Source organism: Rhizobium sp. Leaf321, assembly GCF_001423215.1.
Taxonomy (GTDB): Bacteria; Pseudomonadota; Alphaproteobacteria; order Rhizobiales; family Rhizobiaceae; genus Neorhizobium; species Neorhizobium soli.
On the sequence record NZ_LMOF01000007.1, the window covers coordinates 593,573 to 615,916 of the forward strand.

Here is a 22,344-nt window from a genome sequence, read left to right on the forward strand (position 1 = left end):
TCACTCCACCCCGGACCTACGGTCCGACCCTCCCCCTCAAGGGGCGGGTAAGGAAAGTCGGCGCCCGAAGCTACGAGGATGCTGGAGACGCCAAGCAGCAGAAGCGGCGGACGAAGGGCAAGATGGGCCGGCTGGGGCGGTAGGGACCGACATGACGGCTGCGAATAGACGGCGGTCACTCGGCCTCGGGAATCCCGAAAAACACCTCCCCCTTGAGGGGGGAGGTCGCCGCAACGCGGCGGGTGGGGGTGACCCGCCAAAACCTCAAACCATCACCCCACCCCGGACCTTCGGTCCGACCCTCCCCCTCAATGGGAGGGTAAGGAAGGTCAGCGCCGGGAGTTATGAGGATGCAGTTGTAGCCTTGAGGATCAAAAAACCTAAGACTTGCCAAACGTAAGACTCAACTTTAAAGCGAATACGACGATTGGGGGGCTGTTAGTGACGGTAAAGAGATTTAGCGACTACATTAAATCAATAGAGAAATTTAGAGACGAAAGAGATACCGAATTTTGGTACCGAGGGCATAGCTCAACTTCTTATAAGCTTGAACCCTTCACTCATCGCAACAGAACACCGGAAGATAAACCGAAGATCGGGATTGCGGAGCAAGAAACTTATGATGAGTTTGTGCGCCGTTCCCCGCTGTTCGATGGTCAAAGGCGCGATCAGTGGGATCTCTTGTTCCTAATGCAACACTATCGAGCCCCAACCAGGCTCCTCGATTGGACCGCCAGCCCGCTGGTAGCCCTGTATTTTGCGTTGATGACGCCCGACAAGAAAGACCCAGCTGTTGTTTGGTGTTTCGATCCTGCTGCGTGGAATGGCATTGTCCTCAGCGACATCAAGGAGCCTCCTCGTATCTTCACAACTGACGACAGCTTGGTGAAACAATATCATCCCGCTCACAAGGACAAAACTAGTCGCAACGAACCTCTAGCAATTCAAGGGATTATGAATAATCCGCGGATAAATGCACAGAAGGGTCGGTTTGTGATTTTCAGCTCGGAGCCAAAACCACTTGAGGTTTTCGCAACAGATTACAAAGTCAAAGAAAACGGCAAAATCTTGGGTAAGATCGAAGTTTTACCTGAACATAAGGAAAGGCTTCTGAAAGACCTAGAACGGTATGGGATTACTTACTCTACAATTTTCCCAGATCTCGAAGGTCTGGCCTTAGAGATACGCAGACGATTTGGAGCGAACCATGTTTGAGATTCAGCACCAACACTTTAAATCTGCTCGGTATTGGTTTAGCCGTCGCGACCAAATTGACATGAATCCGCCATACCAGCGGAAAGGTAACCTGTGGAAAGTGCAGGACATGCAGTCGTTGATAGATACTATGATCAATGGCTACGACATGCCAAAACTCTATGTGGCTGATTTTACGACGCTCAAATCAGACATGAACAAAGCCGGCATGCGTTACGCCGTGATAGACGGAAAGCAGAGGCTCCAAGCAATCTTCGATTTCTTGTCCAACAAATTCGCCTTGTCTGAAAACTTCATCCTTGAAGAGGATTCCGATGTAGATCTGGCCGGCCTCTACCACAAGGACATTGCAGAAAACTACCCTCTACTCGCCGAGCGAGTCGAGGAGTTCCCAATGCCGATCATCCACGTAGTGACCGACGAGCCGCTCAAAATTAGAGAACTATTCCTTCGCCTCAATAAGGGTGTTGTGCTCACAGGACCGGAAAAGCGCAATGCGATGAAGGGCAACGTACCGGCATCCATTAAAGAGGTGTCTGAGCATGAATTCTTTCAGATCTGCGTATCTTACAAAGACACGAGAGGCGAAAACCAAAACAATGCCGCAAAAATATTATCGTTCGAACTAAATCGTGACGTTACAGAGACGAAAAGAGTTAACTTAGACAAAATGGTGGCCGAGTACGCAGATAAGGCAGGAGAGCTCAACCTTGCAGTTCAATACTGCGATGAAAACCTCAGTAAGATGGCTGTGGTTTTTGGGGAGCGCGACAAGTTACTTAGGTCAGCAGGTAGTGTTCCAGCATTTTATTGGTTCATACGCTCGATCGATGACGACAGGTTAAAATTGACTAGGCCATACCTCGAAATATTTATGAACAAAATTGGTGGAAAACCAGCACCTGCAATTCTAACAACCAATCAGGTTGCACAATACAAAGGGCTTTTACGCAATATCAACGATCGCGGATCGCATGAGGAGCGGGTTAGGATTTTGATAGCCGGGTTCGCTAAATGGATAGAATTGCCTCGAAAGCGAGGGTAGTGAGTGTACTACCATAATGCTTTTTCGATCCGGTGATTTCAGGGCAGGATGGCGAGGCGACGAATGTGCGTCTCGGGCCGCTCAAGGGAAGCGGCGACCGCGTCGAACTCGATGTGTTCTTCCGCAATTTTGGGCCGGTCACGCTGCATTACACGCTCGTGCGCGAAAACGGCGGCTGGAAGGTGGATGACATCGAAAACCGCAAGGGTGAGGTCAAATGGGGCCTGCGCGAGTTGCTCGGCGGCCACTAGATCCGCGCGGGGTTGCAGCGCCAGCCTCCGCCGCCAGCCAAAGCGCCCGCACATCCCCATACACCATCACCACCCGCATTCACCCTCCATCAACCCCTTCCATGCGATACCTTCTTCACAACGAAGATGGAGCACAGCCACGATGATTGGCTTCAAGAACACCCACAATCAGCCCGTTTACGTCAACCAGGCTCAGGTCCTTTACGTCACCACCTATGAGGAAGACGTCTCGGTGATTGCGCTAGCGGTCACGGGTGCCGGTGGCAAACCGGTGACGATCCATGTTCGCGGCAGCGTCGATCTCGTGCAGTCGAAACTGGCCGGCACCGCGCCGCGCTGAGCGGCAGCTTTTCGCGCCGAGGGCGCAACGCCCGCTTTTCCGGTCCTTAGAAGCGCCTCGAGAACAGCGCTTTTGTTTGCGCTGCGGCGGATTTTGGCGCACCGACCTACTAAATTTCAATGACTTAACGCATGTTACATCCTCACGGATTTTTTCCGTGCCTATAATGCTGCGTTCCGTCGCGGATACACCGGGAGGCGTCCCGGCGAGGCGGAACCGGCGCGGGCCATGGGGAAAGGACGCAAAACCCCATGCTCCGGGTCCGCGGAAAATGGTCTCCCTCCGGCGACACGGGGGAAACAGGCGGGTCACGGACCGACCGCCGGTTTCCGATGCCCGAAAGAGCGCGCCGGATGTGCCTGTGCGGCACACAAGGTGGCCCGCCGGGTGGTTTCGCCGGATTCCTGATCCGTCGGAAGCACCGGGAAGCCGGCGGCGGACAACCGCCCGGCCGGGTCATTGCAGAGAGACCGGAGTCGCGGGCAAAAACCGCCGAACGGGGTGCCGAAAGGTGTCACCTACAATTTTCTATATCGAGGCAGCTTCCGGCGCCCCGTCCGAATTTTTCATCCCTCGATCGCCAAGGCACACGTCTGCCCGGCGAGGCGGATCATCCGAAACCGGACAGGAGAAGCACCATGTCTGTCGAAATCACGCATATCGAGACCCATCTGGCATGCTGCACGGCAGAGATACTGGCCTTTCCGCAGGCCTGTCTCCGGCGCGAATGCCGTCGCGCCAACCGATGCTTGCATGTCAATATAGACACCGGCGCCCCTGCCTGTCTGATCAATTTCGGCCCCGACTACCCCGAAAGCTTTACCCTGATCTACCTCATCGCGCTTGCCGCCCGCGCCGATCTCGGCCGGCAGGGCATGATGTTCGCATCGCCCTCCGCCATCGAGCGTGAATTGCAGGATGCCTGTGTCGAGGTCGCCCGAAACGCGCTACCGGACGAGGATGCCAAGCGATGGATGGCGGCCTACCGGGCCCGCGAAAAACTGCCCCCGCCAACCCTGCCATAACGCGGACCGAGGATAGAAAAAGCCCGCCGGGCCGACATAGAGGACAGGAAGCGAAGCTTCTTACAGCGCCCGCTCAATCGCCTTCGCCGCCTGCCAAAGCCCCTCCATCCGCTCCAGCGTCGCAGCCTCCAGCGTCTCGCCTGATTTCTGAAGCACCGTCTCGATATGGCTGAAACGTCTTCGGAATTTCGCATTCGTCCCGCGCAGCGCCGTCTCCGGATCGGCGTCCACATGGCGGCCGATGTTGACGAGGGCAAAGATGAGGTCGCCGAGTTCGTCGGACACTTTTTCGGGCTGCCCGGCCGCCAGGGCCTCGCGCAGTTCGGCAACCTCCTCCTCGATCTTGTCGAGAATCGGGCCCGGTTCCGACCAGTCGAACCCGACGCGGGCGGCCTGCTGTTGCAGCTTCACCGCCTCGCTCAGCGCCGGCTGGGCCCGGTGTACGCTGCCGAGAAAGCCGGATTTGGCAGTCTCCGTCGTGCCGCGCAGCGCCCGCCGCTCGGCCCGTTCGCGCTTCTCCTCGGCCTTGATCGCATCCCACTGCAGCTTCACGGCGCCGGGCGTATCCGCATCGGAGCGTGCAAACACATGCGGATGCCGGCGGATCATTTTGGTGGTGACGGCCTCGACCACGTCGCCGAAGGCGAAGGAACCGGCCTCCTCCGCCATCCGCGCATGAAACACGACCTGCAAAAGCAGGTCGCCCAGTTCCTCGCGCAGATCGTCCATGTCATGCCGCTCGACCGCATCGGCCACCTCGTAGGCCTCCTCGATAGTATAGGGAATGATCGTCTCGAAACTCTGTTCGAGGTCCCACGGGCACCCGGTCACCGGCGTGCGCAGCGCCGCCATGATCTCGATCAGGCGGGAAATATCCTTCGAAGCATGCATGCCGAAATCCTTGGCCTTCAATTGAGCGGTATCGTGTTGTCAGCCTTGCCGGCCTGATAGCTCTGCGACAGCAGCTGGTAACGCTGCCGGATCCGCTCCGCCCGGGCCTTAAGATCGGCCCGAACGACGTCGTCCACCTCGGCCTCGATGAGGTCGGCGATGAAGTAGGAATTCCAGAAGGCGTTGGCGCGACGGTAGCCGCCGGGCTCCAGCCCGAACACCTCCTTCAGAATCTTCAGGTCATGCGGAATGGCGAACGCGTCACGGCTGTCCTCGTGGCTGAAGAACGAGTAGAAATTGTCGAACCCCGCCCAGGTAATCGCCGACATGCACATCGTGCACGGTTCGTGAGTCGAGAGGAAAATCAGATCCTTGGCGGAAAGTCCGGAATCAATCTCGTAGAAGCGCTTCAGCGTGTGCACCTCGCCATGCCAGAGCGGATTTTCCAGCTCGTTATTGGTCTCGGCAATCACCAGCGAAAGATCCGACTTGCGCAGGATCGCCGCTCCGAACACCTTGTTGCCGGCGGCAACGCCCGTTTGGGTCAGAGGCAGGATATCGTGCTCGATGACATCGAGAAGTCGGGAAGCAATGGTCATGGTGCACTCATCTCCAGGTCTGCCGCAGAGCGAACTTGTACGGTTGTAGGGTTATGGCTGTGCAGGGCTGCACACAATGAACGGAAGGTTGGCGGTGGCTTTTGCTCAAGAAGCGAGCGAACGGGAAACAGAAATACCGGGCGCTCCGGCCTTTTGCACATCCATTTCTTCAATTATGCCACCGCATTGTGGATATTCAGGTTCATATGATGCAGGATAATCGCATGTCTCAGAGCCTTCAACGCCTGTCGGTCTTCCCGGCGTTTTTTCGCGTGCGCGGAAAAAACGTTGCCGTATTCGGCAACGGCGACGAGGCCTATGCCAAGGCGCGGTTGATCGCCAACACAGACGCGACGATCGTCGCCTATGCGGATGATCCGCAGGCCGATTATGCCGCATGGCTAGCCCAGAACGGAATAGAACCGATCCGCGAAACCTTTGCCGCCGGTCAGGTCGCAGGCGCCACGCTCGTGTTTGCCGCAACCGGCGATCAGGCGCTCGACCAGACCATCGTCATCGCCGCCCGCGCGCACGGCATTCCGTCCAACGCCGTGGACCAGCCCGATCACTGCGATTTCTTCACGCCGGCACTGGTCAACCGCGCCCCGCTCGCCATCGCCATCGGCACCGAGGGTGCTGGTCCGGTGCTTGCCCAGATGATCCGTGCCCGTATCGATCAGATGCTGTCGCCATCGCTCGGCAAACTTGCCTCGCTTGCGACCGATTACCGCGATGCCGTCGAACGCATGGTGCCACGCGGCGTCTCGCGTCGCATCTTCTGGCACCGGTTCTTCTCCGGCGACGTTGCCGATGCCGTTGACGCCAACGATCATACCGCCGCACGCCGCGCCGCAGATGCTCTTCTGTCAGTGACCGGCAAGGCCGACGGCAAGATCTGGCTGGTGGGTGCCGGTCCTGGCGCCGAGGATCTCCTGACACTGCGGGCCCAGCGCGTGCTGATGGAAGCGGACGCGATCGTCTACGATGCGCTGGTTCCTCAAGCGATCGTCGATATGGGCCGCCGCGATGCGGAACGTCTTTCGGTCGGCAAGCGCAAGAACTGCCATTCCAAGAGCCAGGAAGAGATCAACCGCCTGCTGCTCGATCTCGGTCGCCAGGGCAAGCGCGTCGTGCGCCTGAAAAGCGGCGATCCCTTGGTCTATGGCCGCGCCGGCGAAGAGATGGCTGCCTTGCGCGAAGCCGGCATCGCCTATGAGATCGTGCCCGGCATCACCTCGGCCTTCGCCGCGGCTGCCGATTTTGAACTGCCGCTGACGCTGCGCGGTGTCGCCTCGTCGCTGATCTTCACCACCGGCCATGATCTCACCGGCAAAGCCCTGCCGGATTGGGCAAGCCTTGCGATCTCCGGCGCCACCATCGCCGTCTATATGGGCCGCACGGTCGCAGCATCGGTCGCCGAACGGCTGATGCAGGCCGGCGTATCCCCGCTCACCACCGTCGCCGTCATCGAGAATGCCAGCCGCACCAACCGCAAGCTGTTCCACGGGGTCCTCCAGGAACTGCCGGCGCTGGAGACGCGGGATGATCTCGATGGCCCGGTTATGGTGATTATCGGCGAGGCCGTCGCTGGTGCGAATTTTGAGAAGTCCGAACCGCTTTCCGCCTTTGCAAGGACGGAAGAGCGGACAAGCATTGGAGTGGAATAATGGCCGACAAGGTTCTGACTGCCAACCGCCTGTCCGATGGCATCGCCGTATGGCTCGATGCCGCCGGCCGCTGGACGGAAAACCTGCAGGACGCGCTCGTGGCGCGCCACGCGGAAGCCGTCTCCTCTCTGGAAGCGATCGGCAAGCGTGACTTTGCCGAAAACAAGGTCGTCGACGTCAATGTCATCGATGTCGAGGAAACCGAAGGAAAGTTGTGGCCGACGCGTCTTCGCGAACGCATCCGTGCACAGGGCCCCACAATGGATTACGCCGCCGGCTACAGCCACGCCGATCCGGCATTCATCGCAGTCTGATACCGAGAGTTCAGGAACATCATGTATCGTTACGACGAATTCGACCACGCATTTGTATCAGGCCGCGTGGAGCAGTTCCGCGATCAGGTGGAGCGCCGCCTGTCCGGCGCGCTTGCCGAGGATGCGTTCAAGCCGCTGCGCCTGATGAACGGCGTCTATCTCCAGCTGCATGCCTACATGCTGCGCGTCGCCATCCCCTACGGCACGCTGAATGCAAAGCAGATGCGGATGCTGGCGCATATCGCCCGCAAGTACGACCGCGGCTACGGCCATTTCACCACCAGGCAGAACATCCAGTACAACTGGCCGAAACTGTCCGACACGCCGGATATCCTGGCCGAACTCGCGACTGTCGAAATGCATGCGCTGCAGACGTCCGGCAACTGTATCCGCAACGTCACGGCCGATCATTTCGCAGGCGCTGCAGCCGATGAAGTGGCCGATCCGCGCCCTTACGCGGAAATCCTGCGCCAGTGGTCGTCGGTGCATCCGGAATTCTCGTTCCTGCCCCGCAAGTTCAAGATCGCCGTGACCGGCGCCGAGCGAGACCGCGCCGCGATCCAGGTGCATGACATCGGCCTGCACCTCAAAAAGAACGACAAGGGCGAGATCGGCTTTGCCGTCTATGTGGGCGGCGGACAGGGCCGCACGCCGCTGATCGCCAAGAAGATCCGCGACTTCCTGCCGGAAGAGGATCTCCTCTCCTACACGACCGCCATCATGCGCGTGTACAATCTAAACGGTCGCCGCGACAACAAGTACAAGGCCCGCATCAAGATCCTCGTGCACGAAACCGGCGTCGAGGAACTGACCCGTCAGGTGGAAGAAGAATTCCAGCACCTGCAGGGCACCGAGCTGAAACTGCCGGAACAGGATATCGAGGCGATCACCGCCTATTTCGCACCGCCCGCGTTGGCGAACCGCGCCGAGGGCTGGAAGGAACTCGCCAGCTGGAAGCGGCAGGACGAGAACTTTGCCCGCTGGGTGGATCAGAACGTTCAGCCGCACAAGCATCCGGACTACGGCATGGTCACCATCTCGCTGAAGCCCATCGGCGGCATTCCGGGCGATGCGTCCGACGTGCAGATGGATGCGATGGCCGATCTGGCCGAAGAATTCGGCCATGACGAGATCCGCATCAGCCACGAGCAGAACGTCATCCTGCCGCATGTGGCGCTGGCCGATCTCGAGCCGCTTTATCGCGCCCTCGCCGCCCACAATCTGGCAACGGCAAACTCCAACCTGATTACAGACATGATCGTCTGTCCCGGCTTGGATTACTGTGCTCTGGCGAACGCCCGTTCGATCCCGGTCGCGCAGGAAATCTCCACACGCTTCGGCTCCCCGGAGCGGCAGGCGGAAATCGGTGAGCTGAAGATCAAGATCTCCGGCTGCATCAACGCCTGCGGCCACCACCATGTGGGCCATATCGGCCTTCTGGGCGTCGAAAAGAAGGGCACCGAACTCTATCAGATCACGCTTGGCGGTTCGGCCGACGAGAACACCTCGATCGGCGAAATCATCGGTCGCGGCTTCGAGCCGTCGAAGGTGACGGACGCGATCGAAACCATCGTCAACACCTATCTCGGTCTCCGCCAGGGCCAAGAGGAAACCTTCCTCGCTGCCTATCGCCGGGTTGGGCCGCAGCCCTTCAAGGATGCGCTCTACGGTGATGCGAAGGCGGAGGCGGCGTGATGGCGAAGATCTGGAGAGAAACCGGCTTCGTCGCCAACGACCCCTGGGTCATCGAGACGGAAGAGGTAAAGGCCGAGGGCGAACAGAAGCCGCTGCTTCCGCTTGCCGAATTCATCGAGAAGGCGGAAGCCAGCAACGATGTCGGTCTCGGTGTGCTGATCAAGCCCGCCGACGACGTCCGGAAGCTTGAGCCCTATCTCTACCGCATCGAACTGGTGGCGGTGGAGTTTCCGGCCTTCAGCGATGGCCGCGCCTTCAGCCACGCGTCGCTTTTGCGCGATCGGCTGGCCTACAAGAACGAGTTGCGCGCCGTGGGCGATGTGCTGATCGATCAGGTCCCGCTGATGCTGCGGTGTGGCATCGACAGCTTCGCGGTCACCAACGCAACGGCGCTGCAGCGTCTGGAGGAAGGCCGCCTGCCCGGCATTGACGTCCACTACCAGCCAACGGCCCGTCCTGCGGAGCCAGGCGAAGGCTATAGCTGGCGCCGCCGCTCTGTGCCGGCTTGAAAAGCTGACCTCAGAAGACATATTTTCTAAGCGATCGGCCAGAAAGCGCGGCCGATTGCTTCATAAGCGCGGCTCGATAGTGTATTTCGCTGCTGCGAAACCAATCTGACCGAGTAACGGACGAGACTATGAACGCACCTGCCAAGACCGAAGAGTTTGCCGTGAAGATCCCGGATGGAGTCTACGCCGAAACCGTGCTTTCGGTGGAGCATTTCACGGATCATCTGTTCCGCTTCCGCATGACACGTCCGGCAGGCTTCCGCTTCCGGTCAGGCGAGTTTGCCATGATCGGCCTGATGGTCGGCGACAAGCCGATCTACCGCGCCTATTCGATTGCCAGCCCCTCCTGGGACGAAGAGATCGAAATCTTCTCGATCAAGGTTCCGGATGGCCCGCTGACGTCGCATCTGCAGGCGATCAAGCCGGGCGATACGGTATTGATGCGCAAGAAGCCGACAGGGACGCTGGTGCTCGACGCGCTGACGCCCGGCAAGCGTCTCTACATGTTCTCGACAGGCACAGGCATCGCGCCGTTCGCAAGCCTGATCCGCGATCCGGAAACCTACGAGAAGTTCGATGAGGTGATACTCACCCATACCTGCCGCGAAGTGGCGGAACTGAAATACGGGTTCGACCTGATGGAAGAGATCCGTAATCACGAGTTTCTCTCCGAAGTCGTCGGCACCAAGCTGAAGCACTATCCGACCGTCACCCGCGACGCGGCTTATCCCTATCAGGGCCGCATCACGGACCTGATCGACAACGGCAAGCTGTTCACCGATCTCGGCGTACCGCCGCTCGACCCCGCTGTCGACCGCGGCATGATCTGCGGCTCGGCTGCGATGCTGAAAGACACCAAGGAACGGCTGGAAAATGCCGGCCTGACCGAAGGTGCCAACAACAAACCGAGCGAGTTCGTCATCGAACGTGCATTTGTTGGATGATCTTCTGAGATATCGGTTTAAAAGACAGGCCTAATGATTTGATTATGTATGCCGCGATCCCCGAACTAAGCTGGGAATCGCGGCATCTCTGTTTCAGCCGATCGACTTCTGCGATGGCGCGATTTCCTTGTGGTAGATCGCGAAGACGGCCACGGCGATCAGCGCGACGCCGCCCCCAACGAGATGCGAGACCGCATAGCCTCCCTGGCTAACCACATAGCCGGCAACGACGTTGCTGAGCGATGCGCCGAGGCCCTGGACCGTCATCAAGCTCGCAAAGCCGACATTGAAACGGCCTGTACCCTTGAGGATGCGTTCAACCGCGACCGGTGTGACGATGCCAAGCAGCCCGGCACCGACGCCGTCGAGGATCTGGACGGGCCATACCACCCAGAAACCGTCAAAGCTGCCGGCGATCAACCCGCGGATCGGCAGCGCTGCAAGCCCGATCGCAAGCGTCGCGGCAAGGCCAAGCCTTCGGATCAGGAACGGCGTCACGACCGCGACAGCCACCATCGAAAGCTGGGCGATGCCTGTGATGATCGCCGTGGTCCGGAATGGTGTTCCGAGTTCGATGGCAAACTGCTGGGCGATCAACCGGCTCATCGGCGCGTTGCCGAAGTGGAAGATCATCAGGATCAGTGCAAGCAGAATAAGTCCCCGGCTTTTCAGAAGCACACTAAAACCGGATGGCGCCTCCGCCGCGCTAGCGTCTGCTCCGCTGCCGTCGTCCGCCGCAAGGCCGCGGGCGACCTTGTGATCGATGCGATCAGGATCGATCATTGCGACTGCCGCAAGAGCACCGAACGCCGTCGCGATCATCAGCCAGATCATGCCACCCTGGCCGAACAGCGAGATGATGACGTAGACGGCAAACAGCGAGGCGAAATTGCCTGTGTGGTTCCAGAACTCGTTGCGAGCGATCTGTTGCGAAAACAGCTTCTCGCCGACGAGACCCAGCGTCAGGCCGGCCAGTGCCGGACCGATCACGGCGCCGACGACGGCGGTCCCGATCTGACCGATCCAGACAATTGCCGGATTGGGGGAAAGAAGCGTCACCAGCGCTGCAGCGGTGACCACCACGACCGGAATGGCAACGAGCGCCCGTTTCCACGACGTTCCATCGACCAGCGCCCCACAAAGCGGCGTTGCGGCAAGCCCGATCAAACCACCGACCGTGGCGATCAGGCCGAGTGACATCGATGACCAGCCTTGCGTCGCAAGGAAAGCATCAAGAAACGGCCCGAGCCCATCACGCGCATCGGCTAGAAAGAAATTGAGGAGGCAGAGCGCCGCCAGAGATCGGTCGGAGAAGATGCGCGGTGGATTGCCACCCGCAGATTTGTGAAGAACGGATGATGTCATCAGGAGCGAACCTTAGCTGGAGAGCGCAGCCTAAATGCATCCGCCAAGCTTTGGTTGCTTCCGCCGCCCGTGAATTACGCGTAAACCCTATTTAATACTCAAATATTGTCAGTGTGTTAGCTTCGCGCCACGAAGATGAATACGTATCACAATGGAGCGTTACTGGACTGGCGTTTTCCGACATAGGTTCACAAAGCGAATTACCATCCGTATGGAGGGAAATACGCTCCCGCGAACCTTCGCAGCAGCTACAGGGAATGAAGAAGGAGCGTCTTACCGCTCCCACTCTTCCTTGTCCGGCTTTGCGCCGTTCCCGAGCCTGCGCTCCAGTTCAGAAGCCTGCCGATCCGTGAGTTTGACGACCAGCGTCACCGAGCCGTCCTCATTGTCCTCACGCTCGCTCACCACGGCATTGCCGTAGACCCAGGAGACGAGTGCCAGCTTATCGGCCGGGATCACGATCTCGGCCTCGGTCAGCACGCCGGAAAGCCGGTTCGAGACTTCATCGAGCAGTGCCTCGACGCCTTCGCCTGTGATCGCCGAGACGGCCATGATGTTGGCGCGCCCCTGGGCACGCTCGAACAGCGCGTCGTGGCTTTCCGGGTCGAGCCGGTCGATCTTGTTCCAAACCTCGATGATGCGCTTCTCGCTCTCCTTCTCGTCGATCCCGAGATCGGCGAGGATGCGCAGCACGTCAGCCGACTGGGCGGCATTGTCAGGGTCGGACATGTCGCGCACATGCAGCACGAGATCGGCTTCCAGCACCTCTTCCAGCGTCGCGCGGAAGGCGGCGACAAGGTGGGTCGGAAGATCGGAGATGAACCCGACCGTATCGGACATGATGACGGTGCGGCCATGCGGCAGCTTCATCCGGCGCAGCGTTGGATCGAGCGTCGCAAACAGCATGTCCTCGGCCAGCACACCGGCGCCGGTAATGCGGTTGAACAGCGTCGACTTGCCGGCATTGGTATAGCCGACCAGCGCCACGATCGGATGCGGCACCTTGCGGCGTTTGGCGCGGTGCAGCTGGCGGGTCCGCACGACCTGTTCAAGCTCCCTCTCGAGCTTGATGATCTTGTCCTGCAACTGCCGTCTGTCGGCTTCGATCTGGGTTTCACCGGGACCGCCCATGAAGCCCGCACCACCGCGCTGGCGTTCAAGGTGGGTCCAGGACCGAACGAGGCGGCCCTTCTGGTAATTCAGGTGAGCGAGATCGACCTGCAGCGTGCCTTCCTTGGTGGAGGCACGGCGGCCGAAGATTTCCAGAATGAGGCCGGTGCGGTCGATGACCTTGGCGCCCCATTCCTTCTCGAGATTGCGTTGCTGGACAGGTGTCAGCGGATGATCGACGATGACGAGCCCGGCATCCTTCTCGTCGAGAAGTGCCTTGATCTCTTCGATCTTGCCGGTGCCCATCAGCGTGGCGGGCCGCGGCTGACCGACGGTCACGATCATGCCTTCGGCGATCTCGAGATCGATCGCACGGGCAAGGCCGGTCGCTTCTTCAAGACGGGCTTCGTTGGATCGCTGCGGCGCGGCAGGTCTTGCGGGCGCAGGCGTGGCTGTCGCCTCACCCTGCCCGCTGCGTGCCCGGCTCTGTTTCAGCACAGGCACGATGACGACAGCGCGCATGTCGTCCCGGTGCTTTTCGGCTTCCGGGACTATTGATTCGTTCGAGGTATCGCGATTGGAGATTCTATCGATCCTTAAGCAGCGTTTTCTTCTGTCTCGAACATCTGCATCGGCTGGCCCGGCATGATGGTGGAGATAGCGTGCTTATACACGAGCTGCGAGTGTCCGTCACGGCGTAGAAGCACACAGAAATTGTCGAACGAGGTCACGACGCCCGTGAGCTTCACCCCGTTGATCAGGAATATCGTCAGGGAAATCTTCTGTTTGCGGACTGTGTTGAGAAACAAATCCTGCAGGTTCTGAGAACGTTCCGCCATAGCGTCGCTTCTTTCTTTCTTGCCGGTCATTGCCGGAAGCTGATCAAAATTTCTAGAGTTGAGCGGGAAACGCCCTCGTGTTTCCCTTCCCCTGACAGTCTGGTTATCAAATCGCCGTCTTCTCCGCAATCGCGAAAAAAGCGTCCCTTATATCGCTTGAGACGGTGCCTGGATGGCCGTTCGCGACGGGCTTACCATCGACCTCGACGACCGGAACGCAAATGCCGGTTGCGGATGTCATGAAGGCCTCGCGGGCGCCATGCATTTCGTCCACGGAGAACTCCCGCTCGACAAAAACCAGGCCGAGCTTCGCCGCAACGTCGATCGCCGTGGTGCGGGTAATGCCCTTCAGGATCCCATGCTCCGCCGGCCGCGTGACGAGCTTGCCATCCGGCGTGACGATCCAGGCATTGGCCGACGCACCTTCCAGCACCATGCCGTCGCGCGTCATGAAGATCGCGTCATGGGCACCCGCATCACGGGCCTGCTGCTTGGCAAGAACGTTGGGCAAGAGGCCGACAGTCTTGATGTCGACTCGATCCCAGCGGTTTTCAAGGAGCGTGATCACCTTGATGCCGGTCGCGTATTTCTTGGCAAGCAGAGACGGATCGGTGCTTTTGGCGGTGATCGTGATGGTTGGAGCCGTGCCCTCCGGCGGGAAGAAATGGTCCCGCTTCGCCGCACCGCGCGTCACCTGCATGTAGAAGATGCCGTTGCGAACACGGTTGCGGCGCAGCACCTCCCGGATGACGAGGGTGAGCGCCGCGCGGCTCATCGGCTGGACCATGCGCAACTCGGACAGCGACCGGTCAAGCCGGTTCAGATGCCGCGTCAGGTCAACGATCAGCCCGTCCCGGACCTCGCAGACTTCGTAGACACCATCGGCGAACTGGAAACCGCGGTCCTCGATGTGAACCGCAGCCTCGGAGTGCCTGACATACTGACCGTTGACGTAAGCGATACGCATGCTGATCCCTTACACTCCCAGCGACTTCAGTTTCCGGTGCAACGCCGAGCGCTCCATGCCGACGAATTCCGCGGTACGCGAAATGTTGCCGCCGAAGCGGTTGATCTGCGCGACGAGATAGTCGCGTTCGAACATTTCGCGTGCCTCACGCAGGGGCAGCGTCATGATGTGGACATCGCCCTTCGATGAGACTTTCGGCAGCATGTCGCCGAGATCGGGCGGCAGCATATCCGCAGAGATCGCCGTATCCGGACCGTCGGTGCGGGCAAGGATCATCAGCCGTTCGATATTGTTGCGCAGCTGGCGGATGTTGCCCGGCCAGTCATGCGCCTGCAGGACCGCCATGGCATCGTCACCGATCTTGCGGGCGCGGATGCCCGCCTGCTCGGAGATCTGGCGCATGAACATATCGACGAGGAACGGAATATCCTCCCGCCGTTCGGCCAGCGCCGGCACCTTGACCGGCACGACAGCGAGGCGGTGATAAAGATCTTCGCGAAACGCACCTTCGGCAATCAGGCTCTCGAGATTGAGGGCCGTGGACGAGATGATGCGCACATCCACCTTCACCCGCTTGGAACCGCCGACGCGCTCGAATTGCTGATCAACAAGCACGCGCAGGATCTTGTTCTGCGTCTCGCGCGGCATTTCGCCGATCTCGTCGAGATAGAGAATGCCGCGATGCGCCTCTTCCAGCGCGCCGATCTTGCGCGGCTGGCCCGGCCCGCCCTCGGTCCCGAACAGCGCGATCTCCATGCGGTCAGGCGTGATCGTCGCGGCGTTGAGCGCCACGAAAGGCCCCGTCACGCGCGAGGACTTCTTGTGGATCATCCGTGCCACAAGCTCCTTGCCGGAACCGGAAGGGCCAAGGATCATGATGCGGCTGTTGGTGGGCGAGACCTTCTCGATCGTCTGGCGAAGCTGCGACACGGCAACCGACGTGCCAACCAGTTCGGCAGCATCCCCGGTACGGCGCTTCAGCTCGGTCACTTCGCGCTTCAGCTTGGAGTTTTCGAGCGCCCGCTCGGCAATCAGGATCAGCCGATCGGCTTTGAACGGCTTTTCGATAAAGTCGAAGGCACCGCGCTTGATGGCCGAAACTGCCGTCTCGACATTGCCGTGTCCGGAAATCATGACGACGGGGAGGTCCGGGTGACGGGACTTGATCTCCTCGAGGAGCGCGAGCCCATCGAGCCGTGATCCCTGCATCCAGATATCGAGAAAGACGAGCCGTGGCACACGGTCGGATATCGTCGCAAGCGCGCTGTCCGCATCGTGGGCCGTTCGCGTTTCATGGCCTTCGTCGGACAGGATCCCCGAAACGATGTCACGAATGTCGGCCTCGTCATCGACGACAAGAATATCAGATGCCATATGCCAGTTCCTTATCGTTATTATCTGTGTTGGGCTTTGCCACCCGCTCGACATGCGGCAGCAGCACCCGGATCATGGCGCCCTTGCCATGATCGAAATCGTTGGGAGCATCGTGAAGCTCCAGCTGTCCGCCATGCTCCTCGATGATCTTCTTGACGATCGCGAGGCCAAGGCCCGTGCCCTTCTCGCGCATCGTCATGTATGGCTCCAGAATACGGTGCCGGTTTTCGGTCGGCAGTCCGTTGCCGTTGTCGATGATATCGACGACGAACGTGTCCCGGCCTTTTTCGAGAGCCGCGCGGACCATGATCTTGCGGCCGTCGCGCTCTTGATCGCTCGGCACCGCCTCGATCGCCTCGACTGCATTCTTGACGAGGTTTCCGAAAGCCTGGCCCAACATACGGGCGTCGAACAGACCTTTCAGCGGCTGATCGCCAAGCTCGCGGATGAAGTCCACATGTGTCTCACCCATTTCGCGCAGGAAGATGGCATCGCGCAGGATATCGCGCAGGTCCGCATCTTCCTTGGCCGGCTTCGGCATGCGGGCAAACGAGGAGAATTCGTCGACCATGCGGCCGATATCACCCACCTGGCGCACGATCGTATCGGTGCACTGGTCAAACACAGCCCGGTCGCTGGCGTCGATCTGCTTGCCATAGCGGCGCTTCAGGCGCTCGGCTGAAAGCTGGATCGGGGTGAGCGGGTTCTTGATCTCGTGCGCGATACGCCGCGCCACATCCGCCCAGGCGGTGGAGCGCTGAGCGATCACGAGGTCGGTAATGTCATCCAGAGTGATGACATAGGCATCCTGCGGCGAACGCTGCTCTTCACGGGTGACCTGCACGGACAGCGTCCGCTCGGTGCCGTTGCGCATCAGGTTGACCTGCTTGCGGAAATCCCCACGCGAGCGGGCGGTCGCCTCGGTCAGCACATGGTCGATTTCAGGCGCGACGTCATCCAGCGTCTTGCCCATCAGCTCCTCGGCAGGCGCACCGAGAAAGTCTTCCGCCGTCGGATTGACGATGGTGATGCGGCGGTCGGCCTCGACGCCGATGACGGCAGCGGTCACGCCCGACAGCACGGCCTCGATAAACCGGCGGCGGTCGTCGACCTCGTCCTTGGCCTCGAGAATTTCATCGCGCTGGCTGCGGATCTCGGAAATCATCTTGTTGAACGTGCGCGACAGGCTGCCCACGTCGCCGTCGACAGTGCGAACCGGGACGACCACGTTGAGATTGCCGGTCGCGACGCTGTCTGCCGCACTGATCAGCAGCCGGATCGGCCGCACGATACGGTCGGCGACCGCGATGGCGGCCCAGATGGCGGCCAGAAGCACGATCAGCGCAAACCCGAGATAGAGCACGGCGAAGGCGACCTGCAGCGACATGCGGCCCGCTTCCATCGCCTTGTATTCGGCGGTGTTCTCCTCCATCAGCCGCATCGCGTTCATCACGCGCGGATCGACGGCCCGGATCGTGTAGAGAAAGGCGCCCGGGATCGTATCGATCTTGATGACGGCGCCAACCAGGTTGGTGATGCCGGGCGGGATCAGCGTCGGTTGGCCGGACGCGGCACTTTTCAGCGCATCCTGCGGAATGGCCGGAAGCGGCTTTTCCGTCTTGATGTCGGCTTGCGCGACCGCCTGGCCATCTTCCTGAACCAGGAAGGCGCCGAGCAGACCACGGCCCCGCGCCTGACGGGTCAGCAGATCGATGAAACCGGTGCGGTCGAGATAATACATCGCCCGGTTCCGCTCGAGGTCGTTCGACATCGAGACGGTCTGGCCCTGAAGGTAACTTGCGTTCTCCATCATATAGGCTCGTGCAACGTCCTGCGACGACTGCACGATCGACTGCGTGCGAAGCGAAAACCAGCGATCGAGACCGACGCTCAGCGTCAGGCTGGCGAAAATCGCAACCAGCACGGCGGGCGTGATCGCCACGAACGAGAACAGCACGACGATGCGCACATGCAGACGGGCCGCCGCACGCCCACGACGTCTGGCCTTTACCAGTCGTCCGACCTCTCTGCCGATCAGGTAGACAAGGCCGAGAATGAACAGCGAGTTGATCGCGGCGGACGCGATCACGACATTGGTCGTCGGCGCGACCGGCGTCACGCCCAGCAGCACGAACAGCGTCAGTGTGGCGCAGATCAGTGCACCACCGGCAAGAAGCAGGCCCGGCAGCGCGAAGGATGCACGCCGATCGTGGACCACAGCTGCCGGCTCCGTTTCGGCCGACTGCGTTGCAGCGCCATCCGTCATCGTTAAAACCCCGGCCTTCGTGGCGTGGCCGGTGCGGATATCTCATCCGGACGCAGACGCCAGTCATTCATTTGCAACGAAAACTCGCGCTGCTCGGGCCGAGCCTGGAGGCTCAGCCTGAAGCGTAAATCTGCGTGATGTTTAAGCAACGCTTTGTGGCGAAAATGCAACGATGAAGCAGAAGTGTCAAGCGATTGTGGCGAACGGAAATGACAGGACTACGCGCCGCGGGAGCTGCGATAGACCGAAACGCCCAGTTCGCGGATCTTCTTGCGCAGAGTATTGCGGTTGAGGCCGAGGAGATCTGCTGCCTTGATCTGGTTGCCACGGGTGGCCGTCAGCGCGGCAAGGATCAATGGATACTCCATTTCCGTCAAAACCCGGTCGTAAAGACCTGGCGGCGGCAGGTTTTCGCCGAAACCGGCAAAGTATGACCGCATGTTCTCTTCGACCGCCTGGGCAATGGTGAGAGACCCTGAACGGGCCGTCATCTTGTCGATCGGGCTATCCGGCACATCGGAGCGAAGCTCCGTTTCGATGATCTCGCGGGTGATCACATCCTGTGGATAAAGCGCCATCAGGCGGCGCACGAGGTTTTCCAGCTCGCGGACGTTGCCCGGCCAGGCATAGGCCTTCATCGCATCCAGCGCTTCCGTTTCGAAACGCTTGCCGTCGAGGCCCTCCTTCTCCGCCATCTGCATGAAATGGCGGACAAGATCGGGAATATCTTCGGCGCGATCTCTGAGAGGTGGCAGGCGCAAGGGAACGACGTTGAGGCGATAGTAAAGGTCCTCGCGGAACAGACCCTGGTTGATGAGTTGCTTCAGATCCTTGTTTGTCGCGGCAACAATGCGGACGTCGGTGCGGATCGGCGTTCGGCCACCGACCGTCGTGTATTCACCCTGCTGCAGAACACGAAGAAGCCGTGTCTGAGCATCCATCGGCATGTCGCCGATCTCGTCGAGGAACAGCGTGCCGCCCTCGGCCTGTTCGAAACGGCCGGTGGAGCGGTTCTGTGCGCCGGTGAAGGCTCCCTTCTCGTGGCCGAACAGTTCCGACTCGATCAGATCGCGCGGAATTGCCGCCATGTTGATCGCGACGAACGGGCCGTTGCGGCGCTTGCCGTAGTCATGCAGGGCGCGGGCGACCAGTTCCTTGCCGGTGCCCGACTCGCCGGTAATCATCAGCGTCAGGTCGGTCTGCATCAGACGCGCCAGAACGCGGTAGATTTCCTGCATCGCCGTCGAACGGCCGACCAGCGGCATGCCGTCCTGCGTATCGTCGTCGAGGCGGGCCGGCTTGCGCTTCGGCTCGGCCAGCGCCCGGCCGATGATGGCGATCAGCTCGGTGAGGTCGAACGGCTTCGGCAGATAGTCGTAAGCGCCCTTCTCCGAGGCCTTGATGGCGGTCATGAACGTGTTCTGGGCGCTCATGACCAGTACCGGAAGATCCGGCCTCGCCTTCTTGATGCGCGGCAGGAGGTCGAACGCGTTCTCGTCCGGCATGATCACGTCGGTGACGACAAGATCGCCCTCGCCGGCGGAAATCCAGCGCCATAGCGTTGCGGCATTCGATGTAATGCGGACGTCATAACCGGCGCGGGTTAGCGCCTGGTTGAGAACCGTGCGGATGGCTGCGTCGTCGTCTGCGACAAGGATCGTGGCAGTCATTAATCGCTTCCTGTGAAGTTCAAGGCGCGGCCATCGCCGCCTTCTTCCTTGTGCATGGGCATAAGAACGCGGAATATCGTCCGGCGCGGCTGGCTGTCGCATTCGATGATGCCGCCATGGGCACCAATGATCTTAGCAACCAGCGCCAGACCAAGGCCGGAACCGTTCGTCTTGGTGGTGATGAAGGGGTCAAACAGATGCGGCAGGATATCGGCCGGCACGCCCGGACCGTTGTCGATGACGCAAAATTCCAGCGGCAGCGAGATCTTCTCCCGCGTGCCGGCAACCGACAGGCGGATGCCCGGCCGGTAGGCGGTGGTCAGCATGATCTCCGCATCCGGCTGATCACCCACCGCTTCGGCGGCATTCTTGATGAGGTTCAAAAACACCTGCACCAGCTGGTCGCGGTTCGCATAGACCGGCGGCAGCGACGGATCGTACATTTCCGCGATTTTGATGTCGCGTCCGAACCCGGCCTTGGCGATGGCCTTCACGTGATCGAGCACGGAGTGGATGTTGAGCGCCATCCGGTCGATCGGACGCTCGTCGGAAAACACTTCCATGCGGTCGACCAGCGACACGATGCGGTCGGTCTCGTCGCAGATGAGCCGGGTCAGTGAGCGGTCTTCGTCCGGCACGACCGACTCGAGGAGCTGGGCCGCGCCGCGGATGCCGGATAGCGGGTTCTTGATCTCATGCGCCAGCATCGACGCAAGGCCGGTGACCGATCGCGCCGCAGCCCTATGGGTCAGCTGGCGGTCGATCTTGTCGGCCATCGAGCGTTCCTGGAACACCACGACGACAGACCCCGGTTCGCTGACGACAGGAGCCACATAGAGGTCGACCAGCTTTTCCTGTCCGAGCCGCGGCGACGACAGGTCGACACGGTACTCGTTGACGGGCGCCTTGCGCTCGCGCACCTGATCGATCAGCGCAAGAAGCGGGCTTCCGAACGGAATGAAACTCGAGATCGTGTTCTTGGCCAGATGCGAGGCGCTGGAGCCGAAGAACGACTCGGCTTCCCAGTTGGCAAATGCGACCCTGCCATCGGCATCGACAAGAATGACCGGGTTCTGAACGGAATTGAGAACCGCCATGGCCAGCGCTTGTCCCTGCGCGGCATCGGGTGCGGTAGACTTCGTCATGCTGCCTTCCTTTGTGACGCATCGAACGTCCCATCGAGCAGTGCGGCCGACATCCTCTTCGAAACGTCGGTCGTGTCCTTCGAGATCATGATTGCGCCCTTCTGATCTGCCGGCAGGTTCGGCGCGAACCGGTCGAGATACCAGCCGAGATGTTTCCTCGCGTGCCGAAGCCCGGCCTCGCGGCCGTAAAGCTCCAGCATCGCTTCGTAATGTTCAACGACGATGACAGCCATCTCCTCGCGGCCCGGTGCAGAAGCGCCGGCAAGCCATCCGATATGCCAGGGACGACCCTGTGCGCCACGTCCGACCATGACCGCATCGGCGCCTGAACGCCGGATGATCTCGGCCGCATCTTCCGGCGTCTCGACATCGCCGTTGGCGATCAGCGGGATCTTGATCTCATCGCGAACCGCACGAATGGCATCCCAGTCCGCCTTGCCCTCGTAGAACTGCATGCGGGTGCGGCCATGGATGGTGATCATCCGGGCACCGGCCTGTTCGGCACGGCGCGAAATTTCCGGTGCGTTGATGGTATTCTCGTCCCAGCCGAGCCGCATCTTGACGGTGACAGGCACGCTGACCGCCTTGACGGTCGCCTCGATCATCGACAGCGCGTGATCGGGATCGCGCATCAGCGCGGAACCTGAATAGCCACCGGTCACCTTTTTGGCCGGACAGCCCATGTTGATGTCGATGATATCAGCACCGTTGGCTTCGGCGATCTTTGCCGCCTCCGCCATCCAGTGCGCCTCGCGACCGGCGAGCTGCACCATATGCGGCGTGATCCCCGTTCCCTGCAGGCGCGACCAGGATTCCTCGCGGTTCATCACCAGCTCGCGGCTCGCCACCATCTCGGTCACGACCAGACCCGCACCGTGACGCCAGGCAAGCGTGCGGAACGGGAGATCGGTGACGCCGGACATCGGCGCCAGGACGACCCGATTACGGATGGCGACTGGCCCGATATGAAAAGATGAGGATAGATCAGGGAGCGACAAATGATGATCTTTCGGGCAGATAATTCTTCTGCACTATTTTTATTCAGAAGTCATGCGTTTGCCAAGGGCAATTCACGAGCTGCGTTATTTTTAAGCGACGTGCTGGAATTAAGGC

21 protein-coding genes are annotated in these 22,344 nt (G+C 60.3%); 10 read left to right on the forward strand and 11 right to left on the reverse strand.

Annotated features, from left to right (window positions below):
• Positions 1-441: 441 nt before the first annotated feature.
• From ASF70_RS15755 to ASF70_RS15775, 5 genes are all read left to right on the forward strand, one after another.
• On the forward strand, positions 442-1,215 hold the full coding sequence (locus ASF70_RS15755; RefSeq protein ID WP_162237990.1) for an FRG domain-containing protein: 774 nt from the start codon (positions 442-444) through the stop codon (positions 1,213-1,215).
• Positions 1,208-2,260: a DUF262 domain-containing protein gene (locus tag ASF70_RS15760; RefSeq protein ID WP_062580957.1), complete on the forward strand. Its 1,053-nt coding sequence runs from the start codon at positions 1,208-1,210 to the stop codon at positions 2,258-2,260. Before ASF70_RS15755 ends, ASF70_RS15760 begins: the two co-directional genes overlap by 8 nt.
• Positions 2,261-2,325: 65 nt before the next feature.
• The gene (locus ASF70_RS15765; RefSeq protein ID WP_156461852.1) at positions 2,326-2,511 is read left to right on the forward strand and encodes a hypothetical protein; all 186 of its coding nucleotides are present in this window, start codon (positions 2,326-2,328) and stop codon (positions 2,509-2,511) included.
• 142 nt (positions 2,512-2,653) lie between these two features.
• Positions 2,654-2,851 (forward strand): hypothetical protein, encoded by a 198-nt coding sequence (locus tag ASF70_RS15770; RefSeq protein WP_062456430.1) that lies wholly within the window; start codon positions 2,654-2,656, stop codon positions 2,849-2,851.
• A 638-nt stretch (positions 2,852-3,489) separates the two neighbouring features.
• Positions 3,490-3,876 carry a hypothetical protein gene (locus tag ASF70_RS15775; protein ID WP_062580960.1) on the forward strand — a complete coding sequence of 129 codons (387 nt, stop codon included), beginning with the start codon at positions 3,490-3,492 and terminating at the stop codon, positions 3,874-3,876.
• 60 nt (positions 3,877-3,936) lie between these two features.
• Here ASF70_RS15775 and mazG read toward each other — a convergent pair whose 3' ends face one another.
• Both mazG and ASF70_RS15785 read right to left on the reverse strand, forming a co-directional pair.
• On the reverse strand, positions 3,937-4,767 hold the full coding sequence (gene mazG / locus ASF70_RS15780; protein ID WP_062581443.1) for a nucleoside triphosphate pyrophosphohydrolase: 831 nt from the start codon (positions 4,765-4,767) through the stop codon (positions 3,937-3,939).
• A 17-nt stretch (positions 4,768-4,784) separates the two neighbouring features.
• Entirely contained in the window at positions 4,785-5,366 is a 582-nt protein-coding gene (locus ASF70_RS15785) for a nucleoside deaminase (protein WP_062580962.1), read from the reverse strand.
• Positions 5,367-5,590: 224 nt separating this feature from the next.
• Between ASF70_RS15785 and cysG the strand changes: the two genes are divergently transcribed.
• From cysG to ASF70_RS15810, 5 genes are all read left to right on the forward strand, one after another.
• Entirely contained in the window at positions 5,591-7,033 is a 1,443-nt protein-coding gene (gene cysG / locus ASF70_RS15790) for a siroheme synthase CysG (RefSeq protein WP_062581445.1), read from the forward strand.
• Positions 7,033-7,347 carry a DUF2849 domain-containing protein gene (locus ASF70_RS15795; protein ID WP_062580964.1) on the forward strand — a complete coding sequence of 105 codons (315 nt, stop codon included), beginning with the start codon at positions 7,033-7,035 and terminating at the stop codon, positions 7,345-7,347. The genes cysG and ASF70_RS15795 overlap by 1 nt, the downstream gene beginning before the upstream one ends.
• A gap of 21 nt (positions 7,348-7,368) precedes the next feature.
• A complete protein-coding gene (locus ASF70_RS15800; RefSeq protein WP_062580966.1) occupies positions 7,369-9,042 on the forward strand; it encodes a nitrite/sulfite reductase in 1,674 nt (557 codons plus the stop codon).
• Positions 9,042-9,551 (forward strand): DUF934 domain-containing protein, encoded by a 510-nt coding sequence (locus ASF70_RS15805; RefSeq protein WP_062580968.1) that lies wholly within the window; start codon positions 9,042-9,044, stop codon positions 9,549-9,551. Before ASF70_RS15800 ends, ASF70_RS15805 begins: the two co-directional genes overlap by 1 nt.
• Before the next feature lie 128 nt (positions 9,552-9,679).
• On the forward strand, positions 9,680-10,495 hold the full coding sequence (locus ASF70_RS15810; RefSeq protein WP_062580970.1) for a ferredoxin--NADP reductase: 816 nt from the start codon (positions 9,680-9,682) through the stop codon (positions 10,493-10,495).
• A gap of 93 nt (positions 10,496-10,588) precedes the next feature.
• On the opposite strand, the gene ASF70_RS15815 is transcribed toward ASF70_RS15810, so the two are convergent.
• The 9 genes from ASF70_RS15815 to dusB form a co-directional block, all read right to left on the reverse strand.
• On the reverse strand, positions 10,589-11,860 hold the full coding sequence (locus tag ASF70_RS15815; RefSeq protein ID WP_062580972.1) for an MFS transporter: 1,272 nt from the start codon (positions 11,858-11,860) through the stop codon (positions 10,589-10,591).
• Between the two features lie 273 nt (positions 11,861-12,133).
• Positions 12,134-13,564, reverse strand: a complete 1,431-nt coding sequence (hflX, locus tag ASF70_RS15820) for a GTPase HflX (RefSeq protein WP_156461853.1) — start codon at positions 13,562-13,564, stop codon at positions 12,134-12,136.
• Between the two features lie 2 nt (positions 13,565-13,566).
• Positions 13,567-13,809, reverse strand: a complete 243-nt coding sequence (hfq, locus tag ASF70_RS15825) for an RNA chaperone Hfq (protein ID WP_007757453.1) — start codon at positions 13,807-13,809, stop codon at positions 13,567-13,569.
• Between the two features lie 106 nt (positions 13,810-13,915).
• Positions 13,916-14,776: a D-amino-acid transaminase gene (locus ASF70_RS15830; protein WP_062580975.1), complete on the reverse strand. Its 861-nt coding sequence runs from the start codon at positions 14,774-14,776 to the stop codon at positions 13,916-13,918.
• Positions 14,777-14,785: 9 nt separating this feature from the next.
• The gene (locus ASF70_RS15835) at positions 14,786-16,150 is read right to left on the reverse strand and encodes a sigma-54 dependent transcriptional regulator (protein WP_062456399.1); all 1,365 of its coding nucleotides are present in this window, start codon (positions 16,148-16,150) and stop codon (positions 14,786-14,788) included.
• Entirely contained in the window at positions 16,140-18,416 is a 2,277-nt protein-coding gene (locus tag ASF70_RS15840; RefSeq protein WP_062580977.1) for a PAS domain-containing sensor histidine kinase, read from the reverse strand. Before ASF70_RS15840 ends, ASF70_RS15835 begins: the two co-directional genes overlap by 11 nt.
• 218 nt (positions 18,417-18,634) lie before the next feature.
• Positions 18,635-20,086, reverse strand: a complete 1,452-nt coding sequence (ntrC, locus tag ASF70_RS15845) for a nitrogen regulation protein NR(I) (RefSeq protein WP_062456396.1) — start codon at positions 20,084-20,086, stop codon at positions 18,635-18,637.
• Positions 20,086-21,231 (reverse strand): nitrogen regulation protein NR(II), encoded by a 1,146-nt coding sequence (locus ASF70_RS15850; RefSeq protein WP_062580979.1) that lies wholly within the window; start codon positions 21,229-21,231, stop codon positions 20,086-20,088. The genes ntrC and ASF70_RS15850 overlap by 1 nt, the downstream gene beginning before the upstream one ends.
• The gene (gene dusB, locus ASF70_RS15855) at positions 21,228-22,250 is read right to left on the reverse strand and encodes a tRNA dihydrouridine synthase DusB (protein ID WP_200943553.1); all 1,023 of its coding nucleotides are present in this window, start codon (positions 22,248-22,250) and stop codon (positions 21,228-21,230) included. The genes ASF70_RS15850 and dusB overlap by 4 nt, the downstream gene beginning before the upstream one ends.
• Positions 22,251-22,344 lie beyond the last annotated feature (94 nt).